Source organism: Sinorhizobium sp. FG01, assembly GCF_002531875.1.
Taxonomy (GTDB): Bacteria; Pseudomonadota; Alphaproteobacteria; order Rhizobiales; family Rhizobiaceae; genus Sinorhizobium; species Sinorhizobium fredii_C.
The window spans coordinates 349,898-367,309 of the sequence record NZ_NWTB01000005.1; the positions used below are offsets into that span (position 1 = coordinate 349,898).

16 protein-coding genes and 1 tRNA gene are annotated in these 17,412 nt (G+C 63.3%); 12 read left to right on the forward strand and 5 right to left on the reverse strand.

What is annotated here, in order from left to right; translation table 11 throughout:
- Positions 1-29: 29 nt before the first annotated feature.
- Together CO656_RS09830 and CO656_RS09835 are read right to left on the reverse strand one after the other, a co-directional pair.
- Positions 30-105: transfer RNA gene (locus tag CO656_RS09830), tRNA-Thr, on the reverse strand.
- A 76-nt stretch (positions 106-181) separates the two neighbouring features.
- Positions 182-1,192: a nitronate monooxygenase family protein gene (locus CO656_RS09835; protein WP_097525595.1), complete on the reverse strand. Its 1,011-nt coding sequence runs from the start codon at positions 1,190-1,192 to the stop codon at positions 182-184.
- Positions 1,193-1,462: 270 nt separating this feature from the next.
- On the opposite strand from CO656_RS09835, the gene CO656_RS09840 reads away from it, so the two are divergent.
- Positions 1,463-2,617: a biotin transporter BioY gene (locus CO656_RS09840; RefSeq protein ID WP_097525596.1), complete on the forward strand. Its 1,155-nt coding sequence runs from the start codon at positions 1,463-1,465 to the stop codon at positions 2,615-2,617.
- Positions 2,618-2,635: 18 nt separating this feature from the next.
- Here the strand turns inward: CO656_RS09840 and ppk2 are convergent, their stop codons facing one another.
- Positions 2,636-3,538: a polyphosphate kinase 2 gene (ppk2, locus tag CO656_RS09845; RefSeq protein ID WP_097525597.1), complete on the reverse strand. Its 903-nt coding sequence runs from the start codon at positions 3,536-3,538 to the stop codon at positions 2,636-2,638.
- Between the two features lie 333 nt (positions 3,539-3,871).
- Here ppk2 and phoR point away from each other — a divergent pair, with 333 nt between their 5' ends.
- The 7 genes from phoR to phoB all read left to right on the forward strand — a co-directional run bounded on the left by phoR (position 3,872) and on the right by phoB (position 11,568).
- Positions 3,872-5,134, forward strand: a complete 1,263-nt coding sequence (phoR, locus tag CO656_RS09850; RefSeq protein WP_179864737.1) for a phosphate regulon sensor histidine kinase PhoR — start codon at positions 3,872-3,874, stop codon at positions 5,132-5,134.
- A 191-nt stretch (positions 5,135-5,325) separates the two neighbouring features.
- Entirely contained in the window at positions 5,326-6,360 is a 1,035-nt protein-coding gene (locus tag CO656_RS09855; RefSeq protein ID WP_097525598.1) for a substrate-binding domain-containing protein, read from the forward strand.
- Between the two features lie 86 nt (positions 6,361-6,446).
- Positions 6,447-7,931 carry a phosphate ABC transporter permease subunit PstC gene (gene pstC / locus CO656_RS09860; protein WP_097525599.1) on the forward strand — a complete coding sequence of 495 codons (1,485 nt, stop codon included), beginning with the start codon at positions 6,447-6,449 and terminating at the stop codon, positions 7,929-7,931.
- Positions 7,928-9,250 (forward strand): phosphate ABC transporter permease PstA, encoded by a 1,323-nt coding sequence (gene pstA / locus CO656_RS09865; protein ID WP_037420500.1) that lies wholly within the window; start codon positions 7,928-7,930, stop codon positions 9,248-9,250. The genes pstC and pstA overlap by 4 nt, the downstream gene beginning before the upstream one ends.
- 13 nt (positions 9,251-9,263) lie before the next feature.
- Positions 9,264-10,079, forward strand: a complete 816-nt coding sequence (gene pstB / locus CO656_RS09870; RefSeq protein WP_097525600.1) for a phosphate ABC transporter ATP-binding protein PstB — start codon at positions 9,264-9,266, stop codon at positions 10,077-10,079.
- Between the two features lie 46 nt (positions 10,080-10,125).
- The gene (gene phoU, locus CO656_RS09875) at positions 10,126-10,839 is read left to right on the forward strand and encodes a phosphate signaling complex protein PhoU (RefSeq protein WP_037420495.1); all 714 of its coding nucleotides are present in this window, start codon (positions 10,126-10,128) and stop codon (positions 10,837-10,839) included.
- Positions 10,840-10,884: 45 nt separating this feature from the next.
- Positions 10,885-11,568 carry a phosphate regulon transcriptional regulator PhoB gene (gene phoB / locus CO656_RS09880; protein ID WP_037420492.1) on the forward strand — a complete coding sequence of 228 codons (684 nt, stop codon included), beginning with the start codon at positions 10,885-10,887 and terminating at the stop codon, positions 11,566-11,568.
- Between the two features lie 84 nt (positions 11,569-11,652).
- Here the strand turns inward: phoB and CO656_RS09885 are convergent, their stop codons facing one another.
- Positions 11,653-12,171 carry a GcrA family cell cycle regulator gene (locus CO656_RS09885; RefSeq protein ID WP_037378329.1) on the reverse strand — a complete coding sequence of 173 codons (519 nt, stop codon included), beginning with the start codon at positions 12,169-12,171 and terminating at the stop codon, positions 11,653-11,655.
- A 414-nt stretch (positions 12,172-12,585) separates the two neighbouring features.
- On the opposite strand from CO656_RS09885, the gene CO656_RS09890 reads away from it, so the two are divergent.
- The 3 genes from CO656_RS09890 (at position 12,586) to CO656_RS09900 (ending at position 16,152) form a co-directional block, all read left to right on the forward strand.
- Positions 12,586-13,785 carry an aspartate aminotransferase family protein gene (locus tag CO656_RS09890; protein WP_097525672.1) on the forward strand — a complete coding sequence of 400 codons (1,200 nt, stop codon included), beginning with the start codon at positions 12,586-12,588 and terminating at the stop codon, positions 13,783-13,785.
- Positions 13,786-13,834: 49 nt separating this feature from the next.
- A complete protein-coding gene (gene argF, locus CO656_RS09895) occupies positions 13,835-14,752 on the forward strand; it encodes an ornithine carbamoyltransferase (protein WP_097525601.1) in 918 nt (305 codons plus the stop codon).
- Positions 14,753-15,156: 404 nt separating this feature from the next.
- Positions 15,157-16,152 carry an Hsp33 family molecular chaperone gene (locus CO656_RS09900; RefSeq protein ID WP_097525602.1) on the forward strand — a complete coding sequence of 332 codons (996 nt, stop codon included), beginning with the start codon at positions 15,157-15,159 and terminating at the stop codon, positions 16,150-16,152.
- Positions 16,153-16,266: 114 nt separating this feature from the next.
- On the opposite strand, the gene apaG is transcribed toward CO656_RS09900, so the two are convergent.
- Entirely contained in the window at positions 16,267-16,659 is a 393-nt protein-coding gene (apaG, locus tag CO656_RS09905) for a Co2+/Mg2+ efflux protein ApaG (RefSeq protein ID WP_012706741.1), read from the reverse strand.
- A 111-nt stretch (positions 16,660-16,770) separates the two neighbouring features.
- Here apaG and CO656_RS09910 point away from each other — a divergent pair, with 111 nt between their 5' ends.
- The gene (locus tag CO656_RS09910; protein WP_037420482.1) at positions 16,771-17,385 is read left to right on the forward strand and encodes a CDP-alcohol phosphatidyltransferase family protein; all 615 of its coding nucleotides are present in this window, start codon (positions 16,771-16,773) and stop codon (positions 17,383-17,385) included.
- Positions 17,386-17,412: the final 27 nt, after the last annotated feature.

Sequence of the window (17,412 nt, forward strand, 5' to 3'; positions counted from 1 at the left end):
CGACTTCAAGTAAAAATGCAGGGAAGAAATGGTGCCGCTTACGTGACTCGAACACGTGACCCCATCATTACGAATGATGTGCTCTACCGACTGAGCTAAAGCGGCATTAAAGCGCCCCGCAGCGTGACCGCGGAACGAATGTGAGGCGCTGATAAACGCAAAGCGCCGGGATTTCAAGTCATCAGTTTCGAGAACTTGAAAATTCCTTCGACGCGTCGAGGCCCGCCAAGGATGCCAGGCCGAGGCGGGCGCGGGCGGCGGCGTATTCGCGTTCCAGCCGGTCGACCAGTTCCGCGACCCGGCTGATCCCGTGGATGGCGCCGATGCCTTGGCCGCAGCCCCAGATGTCCTTCCAGGCCTTGGCGCCGTCCGTTGCCTTGCCGAAGTCCATCTTCGACGGGTCGGCCTCCGGCAGGCTGTCCGGATCCATGCCGGCGGCGCGGATCGAGGCCTTCAGATAGTTGCCGTGAATGCCGGTGAAATAATTGGAGTAGACGATATCGGCGGCGTTGCCGTCGACGATCGCCTGCTTATAGGCATCGCTGGCGCGGGCTTCCTCGGTGGCGATGAAGGGCGAGCCGATATAGGCCATATCGGCGCCCATCGCCTCTGCCGCGAGGATGGCGTCGCCGGTGGCGATCGCGCCCGAGAGAAGCAGCGGCCCGTCGAACCAGGCGCGGATTTCCTGGATCAGGGCGAAGGGCGACAGCGTTCCGGCATGGCCGCCGGCGCCGGCGGCGACCGCGATCAGCCCGTCGGCCCCCTTGCGGATCGCCGAGTTGGCGTGGCGGTTGTTGATGACGTCGTGCAGCACGATGCCGCCATAGGAGTGGATTGCAGCGTTGACCTCCGGTACGGCCCCGAGGGAGGAAATGACGATCGGAACTTTGTATTTGACGCAAAGCATCAGGTCCTGCTCGAGCCGGGTATTCGACTTGTGCACGATTTGGTTGACGGCAAAGGGCGCGGCCGGCCGGTCGGGATGCTGGCGGTCGTGCTCGGCGAGCGTTTCGGTGATCTCGGCGAGCCACTCGTCGAGTTGTGCCTGCGGACGGGCGTTGAGCGCCGGGAAGGCACCGATGACACCGGCCTTGCATTGCGCGATCGTCAGCTTGGGATGCGAGACGATGAATAGCGGCGCGCCGACAACCGGCAGTCTCGTCGTTCTGGAAAGAATGGGCGGCAACGGCATCGGTCTCTCTCATCCCATTTTTTGACGTTTGCGTAAACGTCAATGTAGATAGCAGCAAAGGCCGTGCTTGCAAAGAGAGGTTTTCCGCCCCGCATTTTGACGGGGCAAGGGGCCCTTTTCCCCGTGCAAGACCCGGCCGCAGCGCCGCCGGACTTGCAGATTCCGAAAGCAGCGGTTACCCAATCGTTAATAAAACCAACGGCGTGCCGCGGGAAGAGGCAGGGCCTTCCGATACTCGCCCCGTAAGCCTGGTGTGCAGAAGGATTTGATGTGAGCGGACTCGAGACGGCGATCAGGAATGCACTGGAACGCTCGGAGCGGAGCAATGCGGAGATCCGCGCGCGGATCTATCAGTCGGCCCGCCAGGCGCTGGAAAACGGCCTGAAGAAGCAGGAAATCGAGGACCCGGAAGTCATCGCCAGGCAGCGCCATCGGCTGGAGGCGGTCATCCACGCGATCGAGACGGAGGAGCGCGCGGCCCTGAAGGCGCGTGCCGCCACACCGGTGGTGAGCCTAGCAGAGGTGAAAAGCAAAGCTGATGCGGCGGCGCAGGTCGCAGCCGGGCCAGCCGCCACGGTGCGGCAGGAGCCGAGCCTCCAGCCGGAGGCGCGTCCGGCGGGCGACGGCGGCCTCGGTGCGCTCGGCGCGCTCCGCCCGGAGCGCGACGGCCCCACGCCGCCGGTCAACGGTGGCGGAAAATCTGCGGAGGCGGCGAGGTCCGGTACGGCCGCCCCCGATCTCGGCGTCACCGACAAGCGTCCCCGCAAGCGCAGGCGCGGCCGGCTTCTCTCCTTCGTCATGGTTGTCGCGACGCTGGCCGCCGCCGTCGGCGCGGGCGTGTGGTGGGTTCAGACCAACGACCTGTTGAAGTCGCCCGCCGAGCGCGACACCAATGTCGCCAATCCTCCGGCCGTGGTGGAGAGCGAGGACTTCCCCGGCGCGGCCGGCTTGCCGACCCTCGGCGCGCAGGAGGGGTTTTCCGACGACTGGATCGAGATCTTCACGCCGGCGAACGCGGCGGCCGTCAGGCCTGGCACTCGCGCCACGTCCGAGCCTTTCGACGACGACGGCGGAGAGCGCATCCGGCTGGCGTCGGCGGCAGGGTCGAAGGAGGGCGAGGTGGCAATCGACATTCCCGCCGATGTGCTGGCCCAGCTCTCGGGCAAGTCCTCGACGCTTGCCCTGAGCGTCCGGGCGCTGCCGGGCAAGACGACGGAGTTCTCCGTCGAATGTGATTTCGGGGCACTCGGCGCCTGCGGCCGTCACCGCTTCACCGCCCATGACGAGCGCGTCGACATGCTGTTCAAGATCAGCTTCGAAGATCGCGCGCCGGGCAGTTCCGGAAAGCTGCTGATCAACAGCGATGTCAGCGGCGACGGCAACAGTCTGGATCTCTATGCGATCCGTGTGCTGCCGGGGCAATGATCGGGCCTTGCGGCCGGCTCACCTGAGGAAGCCCGGGCCGGCGCCGACGATCTTCTCGTCCACCTTGCCGATCGCAGCCTTGTCCTTGCCGTCATAGTCGAGCTTCGTCAGCATATGGCGGACCAAGTTGATCCTGGCGCGGCGCTTGTCATTGCCGCGGATGACGGTCCAGGGCGCATGGTCCGTATGCGTTTCCTTCAGCATCCGGTCGCGCTTCCTGGTGTAGTCGTCCCATTTCGGCAGCGCGGCTATGTCCATCGGTGACAGCTTCCAGACCTTCAGCGGGTCGTGCCGCCTGTCGTGGAACCGCTTCAGCTGCATCTCGCGGCCGATATTGAGCCAGAACTTGAAGAGCTGGATGCCCTCGTTGACGATCATCTTCTCGAAACGTGGTGCCTCCTTGAGGAAATGTTCGTACTGCTCGGGCGTGCAGAAGCCCATAACCGGCTCCACGCCGGCCCGGTTGTACCAGGACCGGTCGAAGAGAACGAATTCGCCGACCGTCGGGAAGGTCGAGACGTAGCGCTGGAAATACCATTGACCCCGTTCCGTTTCGGTGGGCTTGGTGAGCGCCACGACGCGTGCGGAACGAGGGTTCATGTAGGCCATGGTCGCATGGATGGCGCCGCCCTTGCCGGCCGCATCGCGCCCCTCGAAAACGGCCATGACGCGCTTGCCGGTCGCCTGCATCCAGAACTGCACCTTGACGAGCTCGATCTGCAGCCTGGTCAGCGTTTCTTCGTATTCCTCCTCGTCGAGCTTCTTCTCGTAAGGATAGTCGTCGGAGGAAAAGGCTTCGTCGTCGATCCATTTCGGCAATTCCGGATTGTCGATGTCGAAGACCCGTGTCTTGCCGCCGATCTCGAGCTCGACCGACCGGCTTCCGGGTGCCCCCGCATTCGGGATCTGTTCGAGAGCCATGTGATTTCCTCCCGCTGATGTGAAATCCACTACCGCGCCGTGCATCTGTTCAGTCGCGCAGGCGTCGCTGCAGGCACTTTGCTCGCTGCCTGCCCTTTATCCTCAAATTGACTGAGATTTGAGGAGGCATGCAATGGAGGAGGCCACAATTGCATTGCAGATTCAAGCATGTCGTGAAAATCATGTCATGAAGCGCCGTTATCTCTGAGCTTGTGGCGAAGCGGGCGGCTGGAACGCTTGCGTCGATTTCCAGCCAGGGCCGCGCCACCTTGGCGGGTCACCACCACGTTCTTAACACGTGGCTGCAATTCCTCATGGGTCGGGAGGCGGCAATTGGACAGCGAGGGTATCGTCTTGGATGGCGCGAAGGTGTTCTGGCAGGGCCTCAAGCCGAAGCTGAAGGCAGAGCGCTGGATTCTTGGCCTCTCGATCCTGCTTGCCATTCTTGCGGCCCTCGCCGGTATCCATGTGCTGGCGGTGCTTGCCTTCTGGCTCGTTCTCGTAGCAGCGCTCCTCAAACGAAGTGTCCCTTCGTCAGAGCCGGTGCCGGAGGCGGCCCCGAGGGTGGTCGACACGCGCACCGACGCGCTGATCCCCGTGCTGAATGCGCTCGATATGCCCGTTCTCGTTATCGCCACGGACGAGACCGTCCTTTTCCAGAATGCAGCCGCCGAGAAGGCTTTCGGCGCGATTCCCCCGGAAAGCTATCTTTCGGCGCGGGTGCGTTCCCCCGGAATACTCGACATGGTGCGCGAGACCATCGCCACGGGAAAGGTCAATCAGATCGAACATGCGGAACGCCTGCCTTCGGATGCAGTCTATGTCGTCCGCGTCGCCCCGGCGGATATCGGCGGCGAGCTTTCCGGCGGGCGGATCTTCCTGCTGACCTATCGCGATATTTCCCAGACCCGCCGCATCGACCGGATGCGATCCGACTTCGTGGCCAATGCCAGCCACGAGCTGCGTACCCCACTCGCTTCCCTCCGGGGCTTCATCGAGACGCTGTCGGGGCCAGCAAAGAACGACACGAAGGCGCAGGAGAAATTCTTCGGCATCATGCATGAGCAGGTGACCCGCATGAGCCGCCTCGTCGACGATCTATTGTCTTTGTCGCGGCTTGAGTTGAAATCGCACATCGCTCCCGAAGACCCGGTCGATCTGGTGCCGCTGCTCGGACATGTGCGCGACAGCCTTCAGCCGCTGGCAAGCGATCTCGACGTGACGATCTCGCTCGAGGTGCCCGAGGGCCCGGTCGTCGTCCGGGGCGATCGCGACGAACTGATCGAGGTCTTCGAGAATCTCGTCGAAAACGCCTGCAAATACGGCCAGGAAGGCAAGAAGGTCGAGGTGCGCCTGGCCGGCGGCGAGGGTTGTCAGGCAGAGGTCTCGGTCACCGACCATGGGCCGGGGATTCCGGCCGAGCATGTGCCGCGAATTACCGAACGTTTTTATCGGGTTAACGTGGAGGCGAGCCGGTCCAAGAAAGGGACTGGCCTTGGCCTCGCGATCGTCAAGCACATCCTGACCCGCCACCGGGCGCGCCTGCTCATCCATTCGGAGGTCGGCAAGCGCACGATCTTCACGGTGCGCTTCTGACACAAAAAGCGTGCGTCGGCTGCGACGAGCATGGATACCCAAGTATCTTCAATGACTTAGCCTGTCATAAATGTTTCACCCAATTGACATAAAACCTGTAGCCATCGGCGGCTAACTAGGGCAGCCGATTAAACGGCGAGAGAGCGCTGATCGCTAGCGCACCAACACGAGCCCATTCCGGGAGAACATCAATGAACATCCTTAAACTCAGTGTAGCGGCGCTGGTTGCATCCGCCGCATTCGCGGGCGCTGCTGTCGCTCGCGACCAGATCCAGGTCGCGGGCTCCTCGACCGTTCTTCCCTACGCAAAGATCGTCGCCGAAAGCTTCGGCGAGGCATTCCCGGACTTCAAGACCCCGGTCGTCGAATCCGGCGGCTCTTCCGCCGGCCTGAAGGAATTCTGCAAGGGCGTCGGCGAAGACACGATCGACATCGCCAATTCCTCGCGCAAGATCAAGGACAGCGAGATCGAGGCCTGCAAGGCAGCCGGCGTGACCGAGATCCAGGAAGTCAAGATCGGTTACGACGGCATCGTCTTCGCGACGGATGCCGGCAATGCCGATATCGCACTGAAGCCGGAGCACCTCTACTCGGCGCTCGCCGCTGAAGTCGTCGTCGACGGCAAGCTCGCTGCCAACCCCTACAAGAAGTGGTCGGAAGTCGACGCTTCGCTGCCGGATGCCGAAATCGCCGCCTACATCCCGGGTCAGAAGCATGGTACGCGCGAAGTCTTCGAAGAGAAGATCCTCGCTGCGGGCTGCAAGGCCTCCGGCGCTCAGGACGTCATCAAGGCTGCCGTCAGCGATGAAAAGCAGCAGCACAGCAAGTGCGTTGCCGTGCGCAAGGACGGCCTCGCCGTCGACATCGACGGCGACTACACCGAGACGCTCGCCCGGATCGCTTCCAACAAGAGCGGCATCGGCGTCTTCGGCCTGTCGTTCTACGAAAACAACGCCGACAAGCTGAAAGTCGCGACCGTCAACGGCATCGTACCGTCGACCGAAACGATCGCCTCCGGCGAGTACCCGGTTTCCCGTCCGCTGTTCTTCTACGTCAAGAAGGCGCATCTCGGCGTCATTCCGGGTCTCAAGGAATATGTCGAGTTCTTCGTCGACGACCAGATGATCGGCCCCGACAGCCCGCTTGCCGAATACGGCCTGGTTGCTGCTCCGGATGCCGAGCGCGAAGAAATCCGCAAGACCTTCGAAGCTGGCAATCTGCTCTGATCAAGACCGGTCCCGGTGCAGCTTTCCGCTGCGCCGGGACCTTGCATAGTTGGATTTTTTGGCGGCCCTGCCGTGGAGACGTGCCGATGAGCACCTCGCTTCTTCTCCTGATCATCGCTTTAGTTGGATTTGTTGCCTATTTTGCCGGCCGCGCCCGTTCGCTTGCCGAGTCCGGCAACAAGCTTGCCACCTTGCATTCGCTGCCGGGCTACCATGGCAGCTATGTCTCCATCTGGGCAGTGCTGCCCGCGGTCCTGGTGCTTGCCGCATGGCTGATCGCCTCGCCGCTTTATGTCGATTCCGCCGTTCGCTCGGCGCTCCCTGATACGGTCCAAAGTCAGGGCGACGCGGCAGTGCAGCTCGCGCTCGGCCAGGTGAAGGCGGTCGCCACGGGGCTTAAACGCCTCGACACCGCCGAAATCGAGGCAATCAAGACCGGTTCGGCCAATCTGCGCGAAACGCTCGCCGCCAAGGGCGTGGCGCTTGCCGGTGAAGGCGAGCCGTACATGGTCGAGGCGGCTGAGCAGTTCAATACGATGCGCGGTTACAGCCGCTGGCTGATGAGCGCCTTCGTGCTGCTCGTCGCCATCGCCGGCGGCCTCTATGCAATCCGCAACGTTACCACCCGCTTTCGCGCCCGCAATCAGGTCGAGCGCGTCATGCTCGGCTCGCTCGTCGTCGCTTCGTCGATCGCGATCCTGACGACGATCGGCATCATCGGCTCGATGTTGTCGGAAGCCGGTCGCTTCTTCAGCATGGTTTCGCCGATGGAGTTCTTCTTCGGCACGGTCTGGGATCCGCGCTTCGCCGCGGCAGGCAGCGAGGGCGCCTCCGGCCAGTTCGGCCTGCTGCCGCTTCTCGGCGGTACGCTCTATATCGCTTTTGTCGCCATGCTGTTTGCTGTACCGATCGGCCTGTTCGCCGCCATCTACATGGCCGAGTATGCCAGTCCGCGGCTGCGGTCTATTGCGAAGCCGCTGCTGGAGGTGCTGGCGGGCATCCCGACGATCGTCTACGGCTTCTTCGCGCTCGTCACAGTCGGCCCGTTCCTGCGCGACATCTCGACGCAGCTGAACGGCCTCATCACCGGCAACTACCAGAATTTCATTCAGGCGCAGAGCGTGCTGACCGCGGGCATCGTCATGGGCATCATGCTCATTCCGTTCGTCTCGTCGCTGTCGGACGACATCATCACGCAGGTGCCGCGGGCGCTGCGCGACGGCTCGCTCGGGCTCGGCGCGACGCGCTCGGAGACGGTGAAGAAGGTCATTCTTCCCGCCGCACTGCCCGGCATCGTCGGAGCGCTGCTGCTGACCGCCTCGCGCGCGGTCGGTGAGACGATGATCGTCGTGCTTGCTGCCGGCGTCGCCGCGCGCATGCAGCTCGACCCGTTCGAACCGATGACGACGGTGACGGTCAAGATCGTCCACCAGCTGACCGGCGACCTGGAGTTCACTTCGCCGCAGACTCTGGTCGCCTTCGCGCTCGGCATCACACTCTTCGTCATCACGCTCTGCCTCAACATCTATGCGCTCTACATCGTGCGCAAATATCGGGAACAGTACGAATGACCGATGTTGCTTCTCCCACGGTAAGGGTCTCGACCCGTCCCGCCGAAAGCCGCCGCGACATCGGCATAAAGCGCCGCTACGCCGCGGAGCGCCGGTTTCGTGCCTATGGCATCAGCGCCATCGTTATCGGCCTGTTCTTCCTGGCGGTCCTTGTCTGGAGTGTTGTCTCGAAAGGCTACACGGCCTTCCAGCAGACGACGATCACGCTGCCGATCGAGTTTTCCGAAAAGGTGATCGACCCGAAGAACGAGCGCGCGACCGATCCGAAGCAACTGATGACCGCCAATTATCCGGTGCTCGTCCGCGACGCCCTGGTCAAGCAGCTCGGCATCGACCCGAAGAAGCGGCCGCTTGTGAAACAGGCGAACGACATGGTCTCCGACAGCGTCCGCACGCAGCTGCGTGACATTGTCGTTGCCGACCCTTCGGTGATCGGCAAGACGATCCCGGTGACGCTGCTCGCCGACGCGAACATCGATTCGGCCTTCAAGGGCCAGATCGACCTCACGGTCGACGAATCGAAGCGCAAGGTCAAGGACCAGCAGGTCGCCTGGATGAACCAGCTGGCCGAGGCCGGCGTGCTGAAGAAGAGCTTCAACACCGGCATCTTCACGTTCGGCGCATCGAGCCGCCCGGAAGCGGCCGGCGTCGGCGTGGCGCTGGTCGGGTCTGCCTATATGATGCTGATCGTCCTCGTCCTGTCGCTGCCGATCGGCGTCGCCGCCTCGATCTATCTCGAGGAATTCGCGCCGAAGAACCGGCTGACCGATCTGATCGAGGTCAACATCAACAATCTCGCCGCCGTGCCGTCGATCGTCTACGGCCTTCTCGGTCTCGCCGTCTTCGTGAATTTCGCCGGCATGCCGCGCTCGGCGGCCCTCGTCGGTGGATTCGTGCTGACCCTGATGACGCTACCGACGATCATCATCGCGACGCGCGCCGCGCTGAAGGCCGTGCCTCCGTCGATCCGCTCCGCCGCGCTCGGCCTCGGCGCCTCGAAGATGCAGACGATCTTCCACCATGTGCTGCCGCTTGCCATGCCCGGCATCCTGACCGGCACGATCATCGGCCTGGCGCACGCCCTCGGCGAGACGGCGCCGCTGCTCCTGATCGGCATGGTCGCCTTCGTCGTCGACTATCCGGGCTCGCCGCTCGAACCGTCCACGGCGCTCCCCGTGCAGATCTACATGTGGGCGAACGAGGCTGAGCGCGCCTTCGTCGAGCGTACCTCGGGGGCGATCATCATCCTGCTGATCTTCCTCGTCATCATGAACCTCGGCGCAATTCTGTTGCGGCGTCGCTTTGAGCGTCGCTGGTAGTGGGGTAAGGACTATGAACATCATGTCGGAAGCTGCAGTCGAAAAGGCTCTGGACCAGAAAATGAACACGGTGCCCTTGAAGATGATCGGCAAGGATGTGTCGGTCAATTACGGCGAGAAGCGCGCGCTCTTCGACGTCAACCTGAATATCCGCGAGAATACCGTGACGGCGCTCATCGGCCCTTCCGGATGCGGCAAGTCGACCTTCCTGCGGACGCTCAACCGCATGAACGACACGATCGAGAATTGCCGGGTCACCGGCCGGATTACCCTCGACGAGGACGACATCTACGATCCGTCGATCGACGTGGTGGAACTGCGCGCCCGCGTCGGCATGGTCTTCCAGAAGCCCAATCCGTTCCCAAAGTCGATCTATGAGAATGTTTCCTACGGGCCGCGCATCCACGGCCTGGCCCGCACGAAGGCCGATTTCGATGAGATCGTCGAAACGAGCCTGCAGAAGGCGGGCCTGTGGAATGAGGTGAAGGACCGCCTGCAGGAGCCGGGGACGGGTCTTTCCGGCGGCCAGCAACAGCGCCTCTGCATCGCCCGCGCCGTTGCCGTCAGCCCGGAAGTGATTCTCATGGACGAGCCCTGCTCGGCCCTCGACCCGATCGCCACGGCCAAGGTCGAAGAGCTCATTCACGAGCTGCGCGCCAATTTCACCATCGTCATCGTGACCCACTCGATGCAGCAGGCGGCCCGCGTCTCGCAGCGCACCGCCATGTTCCACCTCGGCAATCTTGTCGAGGAGAACGACACCGACAAGATGTTCACCAATCCGGACGACCAGCGCACCCAGGATTACATCATGGGCCGCTTCGGCTGATCGCCCGAAAACCCACCGCGAAGAGTGCGCCCTCGAGGAACCGTAGATGTCTCACCCCCACATAACGACAGCCTTCGACGAAGAGCTTAAATATCTGACGCGCCGGATCTCGGAGATGGGCGGCCAGGCCGAGCAGATGGTGGCGGATTCAGTCCGGGCTCTGGTGAATTCCGATCTGGCGCTCGCCCAGAAGGTCATTTCCGACGATGCAATCTTGGACGACGCCGAGCGCCAGATCGGCGAAAAGGCGATCGTCACCATCGCCAAGCGACAGCCGATGGCCGCGGATCTCCGCGAGATCATGGGGTCGATCCGGATCGCCGCCGATCTCGAGCGCGTCGGCGACCTCGGCAAGAACACTGCCAAGCGCGTCATCGCGGTTGCCGGCTCCGGCATTCCGCGCAAGCTGGCGCGCGGTCTCGAGCACCTCGCCGAACTCGCCCTGATCCAGCTCAAGGAGGTCCTCGACGTTTACGCCTCGCGTTCGCCGGAGAAGGCAAACAGCATCCGCGAACGCGACGAGGAGATCGACGCGATTTACACCTCGTTGTTCCGCGAGCTGTTGACCTACATGATGGAGGATCCGCGCAACATCACCCCCTGCACGCATCTCCTTTTCTGCGCCAAGAACATCGAGCGTATCGGCGACCACGCCACCAATATCGCCGAAACCATCTACTACATGGCGACGGGCGCCCAGCCGCAGGGCGAGCGGCCGAAGGACGACATGACGTCAACGCTCGGATCCGTCACCGACTGAGGGGACACCCGCCAATCATGAATCTAGGCAAGGAGTCGTAACTGAATGTTGCCGAAGATAGCCGTTGTCGAGGACGAGGAAGCGCTCAGCGTGCTGCTGCGCTACAATCTCGAGGCTGAGGGCTTCGAGGTCGATACGATCTTTCGCGGCGACGAAGCGGAGATCCGCCTGCAGGAGCGCTTGCCCGACCTTCTCATCCTCGACTGGATGCTGCCCGGCGTCTCCGGCATCGAGCTTTGCCGCCGTCTCCGACAGCGCCCGGAGACCGAGCGGCTGCCGATCATCATGCTGACGGCGCGCGGCGAGGAAAGCGAGCGGGTGCGAGGCCTTGCGACCGGTGCCGACGACTACGTCGTCAAGCCGTTCTCGACGCCGGAGCTGATGGCGCGGGTCAAAGCGATGCTCCGGCGGGCGAAGCCTGAAGTGCTGTCGACGGTGCTTCGCTGCGGCGACATAGAGCTCGACCGCGAAACCCATCGCGTGCATCGTCGCACCCGCGAAGTGAGGCTCGGCCCGACGGAGTTCCGGCTCCTGGAGTTCCTGATGGCCTCGCCAGGCCGCGTCTTCTCCCGCTCGCAGCTGCTCGACGGCGTCTGGGGGCACGACATCTATGTCGACGAGCGAACGGTCGACGTCCATGTCGGCCGGCTGCGCAAGGCTCTGAATTTCTCCAATATGCCCGATGTGATCAGGACGGTGCGCGGCGCCGGCTATTCGTTGGAAAGCTGACGCTTGCGCTGCTTTTCCGGCGTTCCAAAGTGATAAGGGGCCCGACGGGCCCCTTCATGCGTTCTTTGTTATTGCTCCGACCGATCAGCGCGCGCGGCGCCGCTCGGCCGAGGGCTGGTAGGCGAGGCGAGCGTGGTAGCTGCAATAGGGGGAGGATTCCGGCGAGTCGTTGCCGCAGAAGTGGAATTCTTCCTTGAGCGGGTCGCCGATCGGCCATTTGCAGGTCCGCTCGGTCAGCTGGGTGAGTTCCAGCCGGCGCGACATCGGCACGACAATGTTGGTGTCGAGTGCGAGATCCTGCTCCGCCACCAGATCGACGGCGACCTCTTCCTTGAGCACGGCCGTGCCGGCAGCGCGGGTAACCGTCCGGGTCACGGCGCGTGCCGCGTAGTTCGGGGCGCGGGGCGCCGAGGTCGTCCGCTTGGGACGAGCCGCCGCTGTCGCTCCGCCGGCCTTGGCGCGGCCTGGCAGGCTCAACCGATGAACCTTGCCGATCACCGCGTTACGGCTGACGCCTCCCAGCTGCGCCGCGATCTGGCTCGCGCTTAGGCCCTCGGACCATAGCTTCTTCAGCTTCTCAACCCGCTCGTCCGTCCAGTTCATCTCTGCACTCCCCGTTCTCGGCGTTGGGATGGCAGAATCCATCACCGTTCTCCGGAAAAGCCCCGGAGTTACAACGCGATAACTATTTTGGTGACTAGGTCCGCCGCATGCGTCTAGTAATTGAATATTAACCTACCGGCCGGGTGACTCCGTGGCAAGAGTCGCCGGAATCGCGCCGAATCGATTTCGCAGTTTTCCCCAACTTGCTGTCGGATAGTTGCATTTTTGCAAGCCCCGCATCGGGATTTTTTCGCGGTGCGGAATCCGGGCCGGCGCGACTGTTGCAAGCCTTGGTTTTGTTGACATTGCGCCGCGATATGGGAATAGTGCCTGCGCCGCCGAAAGGCGGCATTTTTGATTTTTGTCGGGCCGATACGTCCGACAGCGATGCCGATGACGAAGGAGATGCTGATCATGGCCGCAACAACGCCGCTCTACGACACCTATCTGCGTGCGCCGTTGCGTTTCGAGCGAGGCGAGGGCGTCTGGCTGATTGCCGAAGACGGCACCCGCTATCTCGACTTTGCAGCCGGCGTCGCGGTTAATTCGCTCGGCCATGCCCATCCTCATCTCGTCGAAGCGCTGAAAGCGCAGGCGGAGAAGCTCTGGCATGTGTCCAATCTCTACGATGTTCCCGGCCAGGAGAGCCTGGCGCAGCGGCTGACGGCGGTCACCTTCGCCGATCGAGTGTTCTTCACCAATTCCGGTGCGGAAGCGCTCGAATGTGCGATCAAGACGGCGCGCCGCTACCATTTCGCCAAGGGCCATCCGGAGCGGTTCCACATCATCACCTTCGAAGGCGCCTTCCACGGCCGCACCATCGCGACGATTGCCGCCGGCGGCCAGCAGAAATACATCGAAGGGTTCGGGCCGAAGGCTCCGGGCTTCTATCAGGTGCCGTTCGGCGACATCGCCGCCGTCAAGACCGCGATCAACGACGAGACCGCTGCAATCCTGGTCGAGCCGATCCAGGGCGAGGGCGGCATTCGCCTCGCTTCGAAAGAATTCATGCAGGAACTGCGCGCGCTCTGCGACGAGTTCGGGCTGCTGTTGATCCTCGACGAGGTCCAGTGCGGCGTCGGCCGCACCGGCAAGCTCTTCGCGCATGAATGGTCGGGCATCAAGCCGGACATCATGGCCGTCGCCAAGGGCATCGGCGGCGGCTTCCCTCTCGGCGGCTGCCTGGCAACGGAAGCGGCGGCGGCCGGCATGGTGGCCGGCACCCACGGCTCCACCTACGGCGGCAATCCGCTGGCGATGGCGGTCGGCAATGCGGTGCTCGATGTCGTCCTGGCCGATGGTTTCCTGGAGAATGTCCGCGACGTGGGATTGGTGTTCCGCCAGGGGCTTGCCTCGCTCAAGGATCGCTTCCCCGACGTGATCGAGGAGATCCGCGGCGACGGCCTGATGCTCGGCATCAAGGCAAAGGTGCCTTCCGCCGACTTCCTGAAGGCGATCCGCGCCGAGAAGCTGCTTGCCGTGCCGGCCGGTGAGAACGTGCTGCGGCTGTTGCCGCCGTTGATCACCACGCCCGCCGAAGCGCGCGAGGGGCTTGCACGACTCGAGCGTGCCGCCGAGGCGGTGCGCGCCAAGAGCGGAACGGCCGCGGCCTGAGGTCGCGACGGACGGTCGATTACCGGTTTACGACAGGAACTACAGCATTATGACTGCCACCAGACATTTTCTCGATCTCTCGGCAATGACCGCGACCGACCTGCGCACGATCATCGACGATGCCCGCGCACGAAAGACGGCGACCAAGGCCGGAACCGCCGAGAAACCGCTTGCCGGCAAGATGCTGGCGATGATCTTCGAAAAGCCGTCGACCCGCACCCGCGTTTCCTTCGATGTCGGCATGCGGCAGCTCGGCGGCGAGACGCTGTTCCTGTCGGGGACCGAAATGCAGCTCGGCCGCGCCGAGGCGATCGGCGACACGGCCAAGGTGCTGTCGCGCTATGTCGACGCCATCATGATCCGCACGACCGATCATCGCCGGCTTCTGGAATTGGCCGAGCACGCCACCGTTCCGGTCATCAACGGGCTGACCGACGACACGCATCCCTGCCAGATCATGGCGGACATCATGACCTTCGAGGAGCATCGCGGGCCGGTCAAGGGAAAGACGATTGCCTGGGCGGGTGACGGCAACAACGTGCTTCACTCGTTGATCGAAGGCTCGGCGCGCTTCGGCTACCGGATGAACATGGCCGTGCCGCTCGGCTCCGAGCCGCAGGACAAGTTCCTGAACTGGGCGCGTAACAATGGCGGCGAAATCCTGCTCTGCCATGAGGCGGAGCAGGCGGTTGCCGGCGCGCACTGCGTCGTCACCGACACCTGGGTGTCAATGAACCAGGAGCATCGCGCCCGCGGGCACAACGTCTTTCAGCCCTATCAGGTGAACGCGGCGCTGATGAAGCACGCGGCCCCGGAGGCCTTGTTCATGCATTGCCTGCCGGCGCATCGCGGCGAGGAAGTCACCGACGAGGTCATCGACGGCCCGCAGTCGGTCGTCTTCGACGAGGCCGAGAACCGGCTGCACGCGCAGAAGTCGATCCTCGCCTGGTGCATGGGTGCCGTCTGACGGGACCGTTCGAGGGCCAGGCCGGGCTATTGAAATCGGAGAGCGGTGACACGATCTAGGCGATGTGCGGGAGAGTTCGGCCGCTGCGCCGTTTCTCGCCACAGCGCGTTTCAGCGGATCCGCCGCATACGGGGCGCTTCCGGAGCCGCGCTTGCCTGCTGGACAAATCGGTCCATGCCGGGATCAAATAGGATAAGCGGCAGTTAGAGACGGAGTGCGTCGATCGGCGCTCTCGATGTCACGAGCAATGCACGGTGTCATGCGACCGTTGCGCCTCTCGATCGAGACGCAGCGGTGCAACGAACGGCAGGGTGTGCGCGGCTGCGCTTGCATCCGCAGGATGGAAGTTCGATCACGGCGACGGCGGGTTGCTCGGCCGCTGTGATCCATGCAAGGAGCAAACGATGACAGAGACAGCACCGGGACTTGGCGAGTTCGATTTTGCCGGTGACGACCACGTCGTTCCCTTCCAGGTCGAGGGCCTCGACGTGCGTGGCCGAGCCGTGCAGCTCGGCCCGATGCTCGACGCTATCCTCGAGCGGCACAGCTACCCGCTGCCGGTGGCGCGGCTGGTTGCCGAAACCGTCGTGCTGACGGTCCTGCTCGGTACCTCGCTCAAGTTCGACGGCAGGCTGATCGTCCAGACCCAGGGCGATGGGCCGGTCGATCTCGTCGTTGCCGATTTCTCCACCCCGGATCGGGTCCGCGCCTATGCGCGCTACGACGAGGAAGCGCTTGCCGCCGCCGAGAAGGGCGGCCGCTCGCAGCCGCACGAACTGCTCGGCAACGGCATCCTTGCCTTCACCATCGACCAGGGCGCCCATACCCAGCGCTACCAGGGCATTGTCGCGCTTGACGGCGCGACGCTCGAAGAGATCGCTGCGGTCTATTTCCGCCAATCGGAACAGATACCGACCAAGGTTCGCCTCGCCGTCGCCGAACTGCTCGACCGGGACGAAAACGGCAAGCCGCGGCATCGCTGGCGCGCCGGCGGCATGGTGGCGCAGTTCCTGCCCGAGGCGTCCGAGCGCATGCGCCAGCCGGATCTGCCTGGCGGCGATGGCGATGACGGCGACGCCAGCCTGCTCTTCGAGGAAGACGATCTCTGGGCGGAAGCCAAGGTGATGGTGGATACGATCGATTCCGACGAGCTGACCGATCCTACCGTCGGCACCGAGCGTCTGCTATATCGTCTGTTCCACGAACGGGGCGTGCGCGTCTACCAGCCGCAGGCCGTCTACGATCGCTGCAGCTGCTCGCGTGACAAGATACGCGAGGTCCTGGAGGGACTGAGCGAGGAGGATATCGAGCACAGCATCGAGGACGGCGAGATCAAGGTCACCTGCGAGTTCTGCTCCACCGACTATCGCTTCGAGGCGAGCGAGGTGCGATCTCAATAAAGGCGGGCGGCTAATGCATGTCGCCCAAAAGTGTGCAGCGGTTTTGGGATAACGACATGCACAAAAACAAAGACCTAAGGCGCGCCGCGTGAATACGTTTGAACGCGACGGGCTTTAGTTCAGCGTCCGCACCAGTCCGGGAGAATCGAGCGAGAAGGCGGGGATGGCGACATTGAAGGTCTCTCCGTCTTCGGCCTCCATGCTGTAGTGGCCGAACATGACGCCGGAGGGGGTGTCGAGCGGGCAGCCGGAGGAATATTCGTAGGTGTCGCCGGGATTGAGCAGCGGCTGCTCGCCGATGACGCCTGGACCGCTGACCTCGTCCACCTGGCCGTTCTCGTCGGTGATGTGCCAGTAGCGGGTCATCAGCCGAACCGCGATTTCGGAATGGTTCGAGATGACGATGCGGTAGCCCCAGACATAGCGGCTATCATCCGGATCCGATTGTTCTTCGAGATAGTACGGCTCCACCGTGACCTCTATGTCGCGTGTCAGCGCACGGTACATGTTCGACATCCTGTTTCAAAACTGCTCGAGTATCATACAGCGATAAGGTTTCGTGAAGAATAACGGCAGGATTATACGGGTCCTTACGATTTTCACGCAAGGCAGGGGAATATGCTCGACGGCGCGGCGCGCAGGCATCTCGATCCTATCCTGAACCGGCTCGGCGCCGCCCTCGCCAAGCGGGGCTTGGGCGCCGATGCGGTCACGGTCGCCGGCCTTTGTCTTGGACTTGCCGCGGCCGTCCTGATTGCCTTGCATTACTACGTGGCGGGTGCGGCTCTCATTCTCCTGAGCCGGCTTTGCGACGGCCTCGACGGGGCAGTGGCGCGCGCGAGCCGCAAGACCGATTTCGGCGGTTTTCTCGACATCGTTCTCGACTTCGCCTTCTATGGCGCGATCCCGCTGGCCTTCATCGCCGCCGATCCGGCGGCCAACGGGTTTGCCGGGGGGCTCTTGCTCTTCGCTTTCTATGTCAACGGCTCGAGCTTCCTCGCCTTCGCCGCGATCGCCGAGAAGCGCGCACTGTCGACCGAGATCCGTGGTGCGAAGTCGATCTACTTCACCACCGGGCTTGCGGAGGCGACCGAGACGATCGTCTTCTTCGTGGCCGTCTGCCTGTTTCCGCACCGGTTCCCTGTGCTGGCGGCGATATTCGCCGTCCTATGCCTCTACACTGCCCTGTCGCGCATCGTTCTCGCGCGTCTCACCTTTCGTGACGGGTCATGAAAAAGCCGCCCGGCGCGGGCCGGGCGG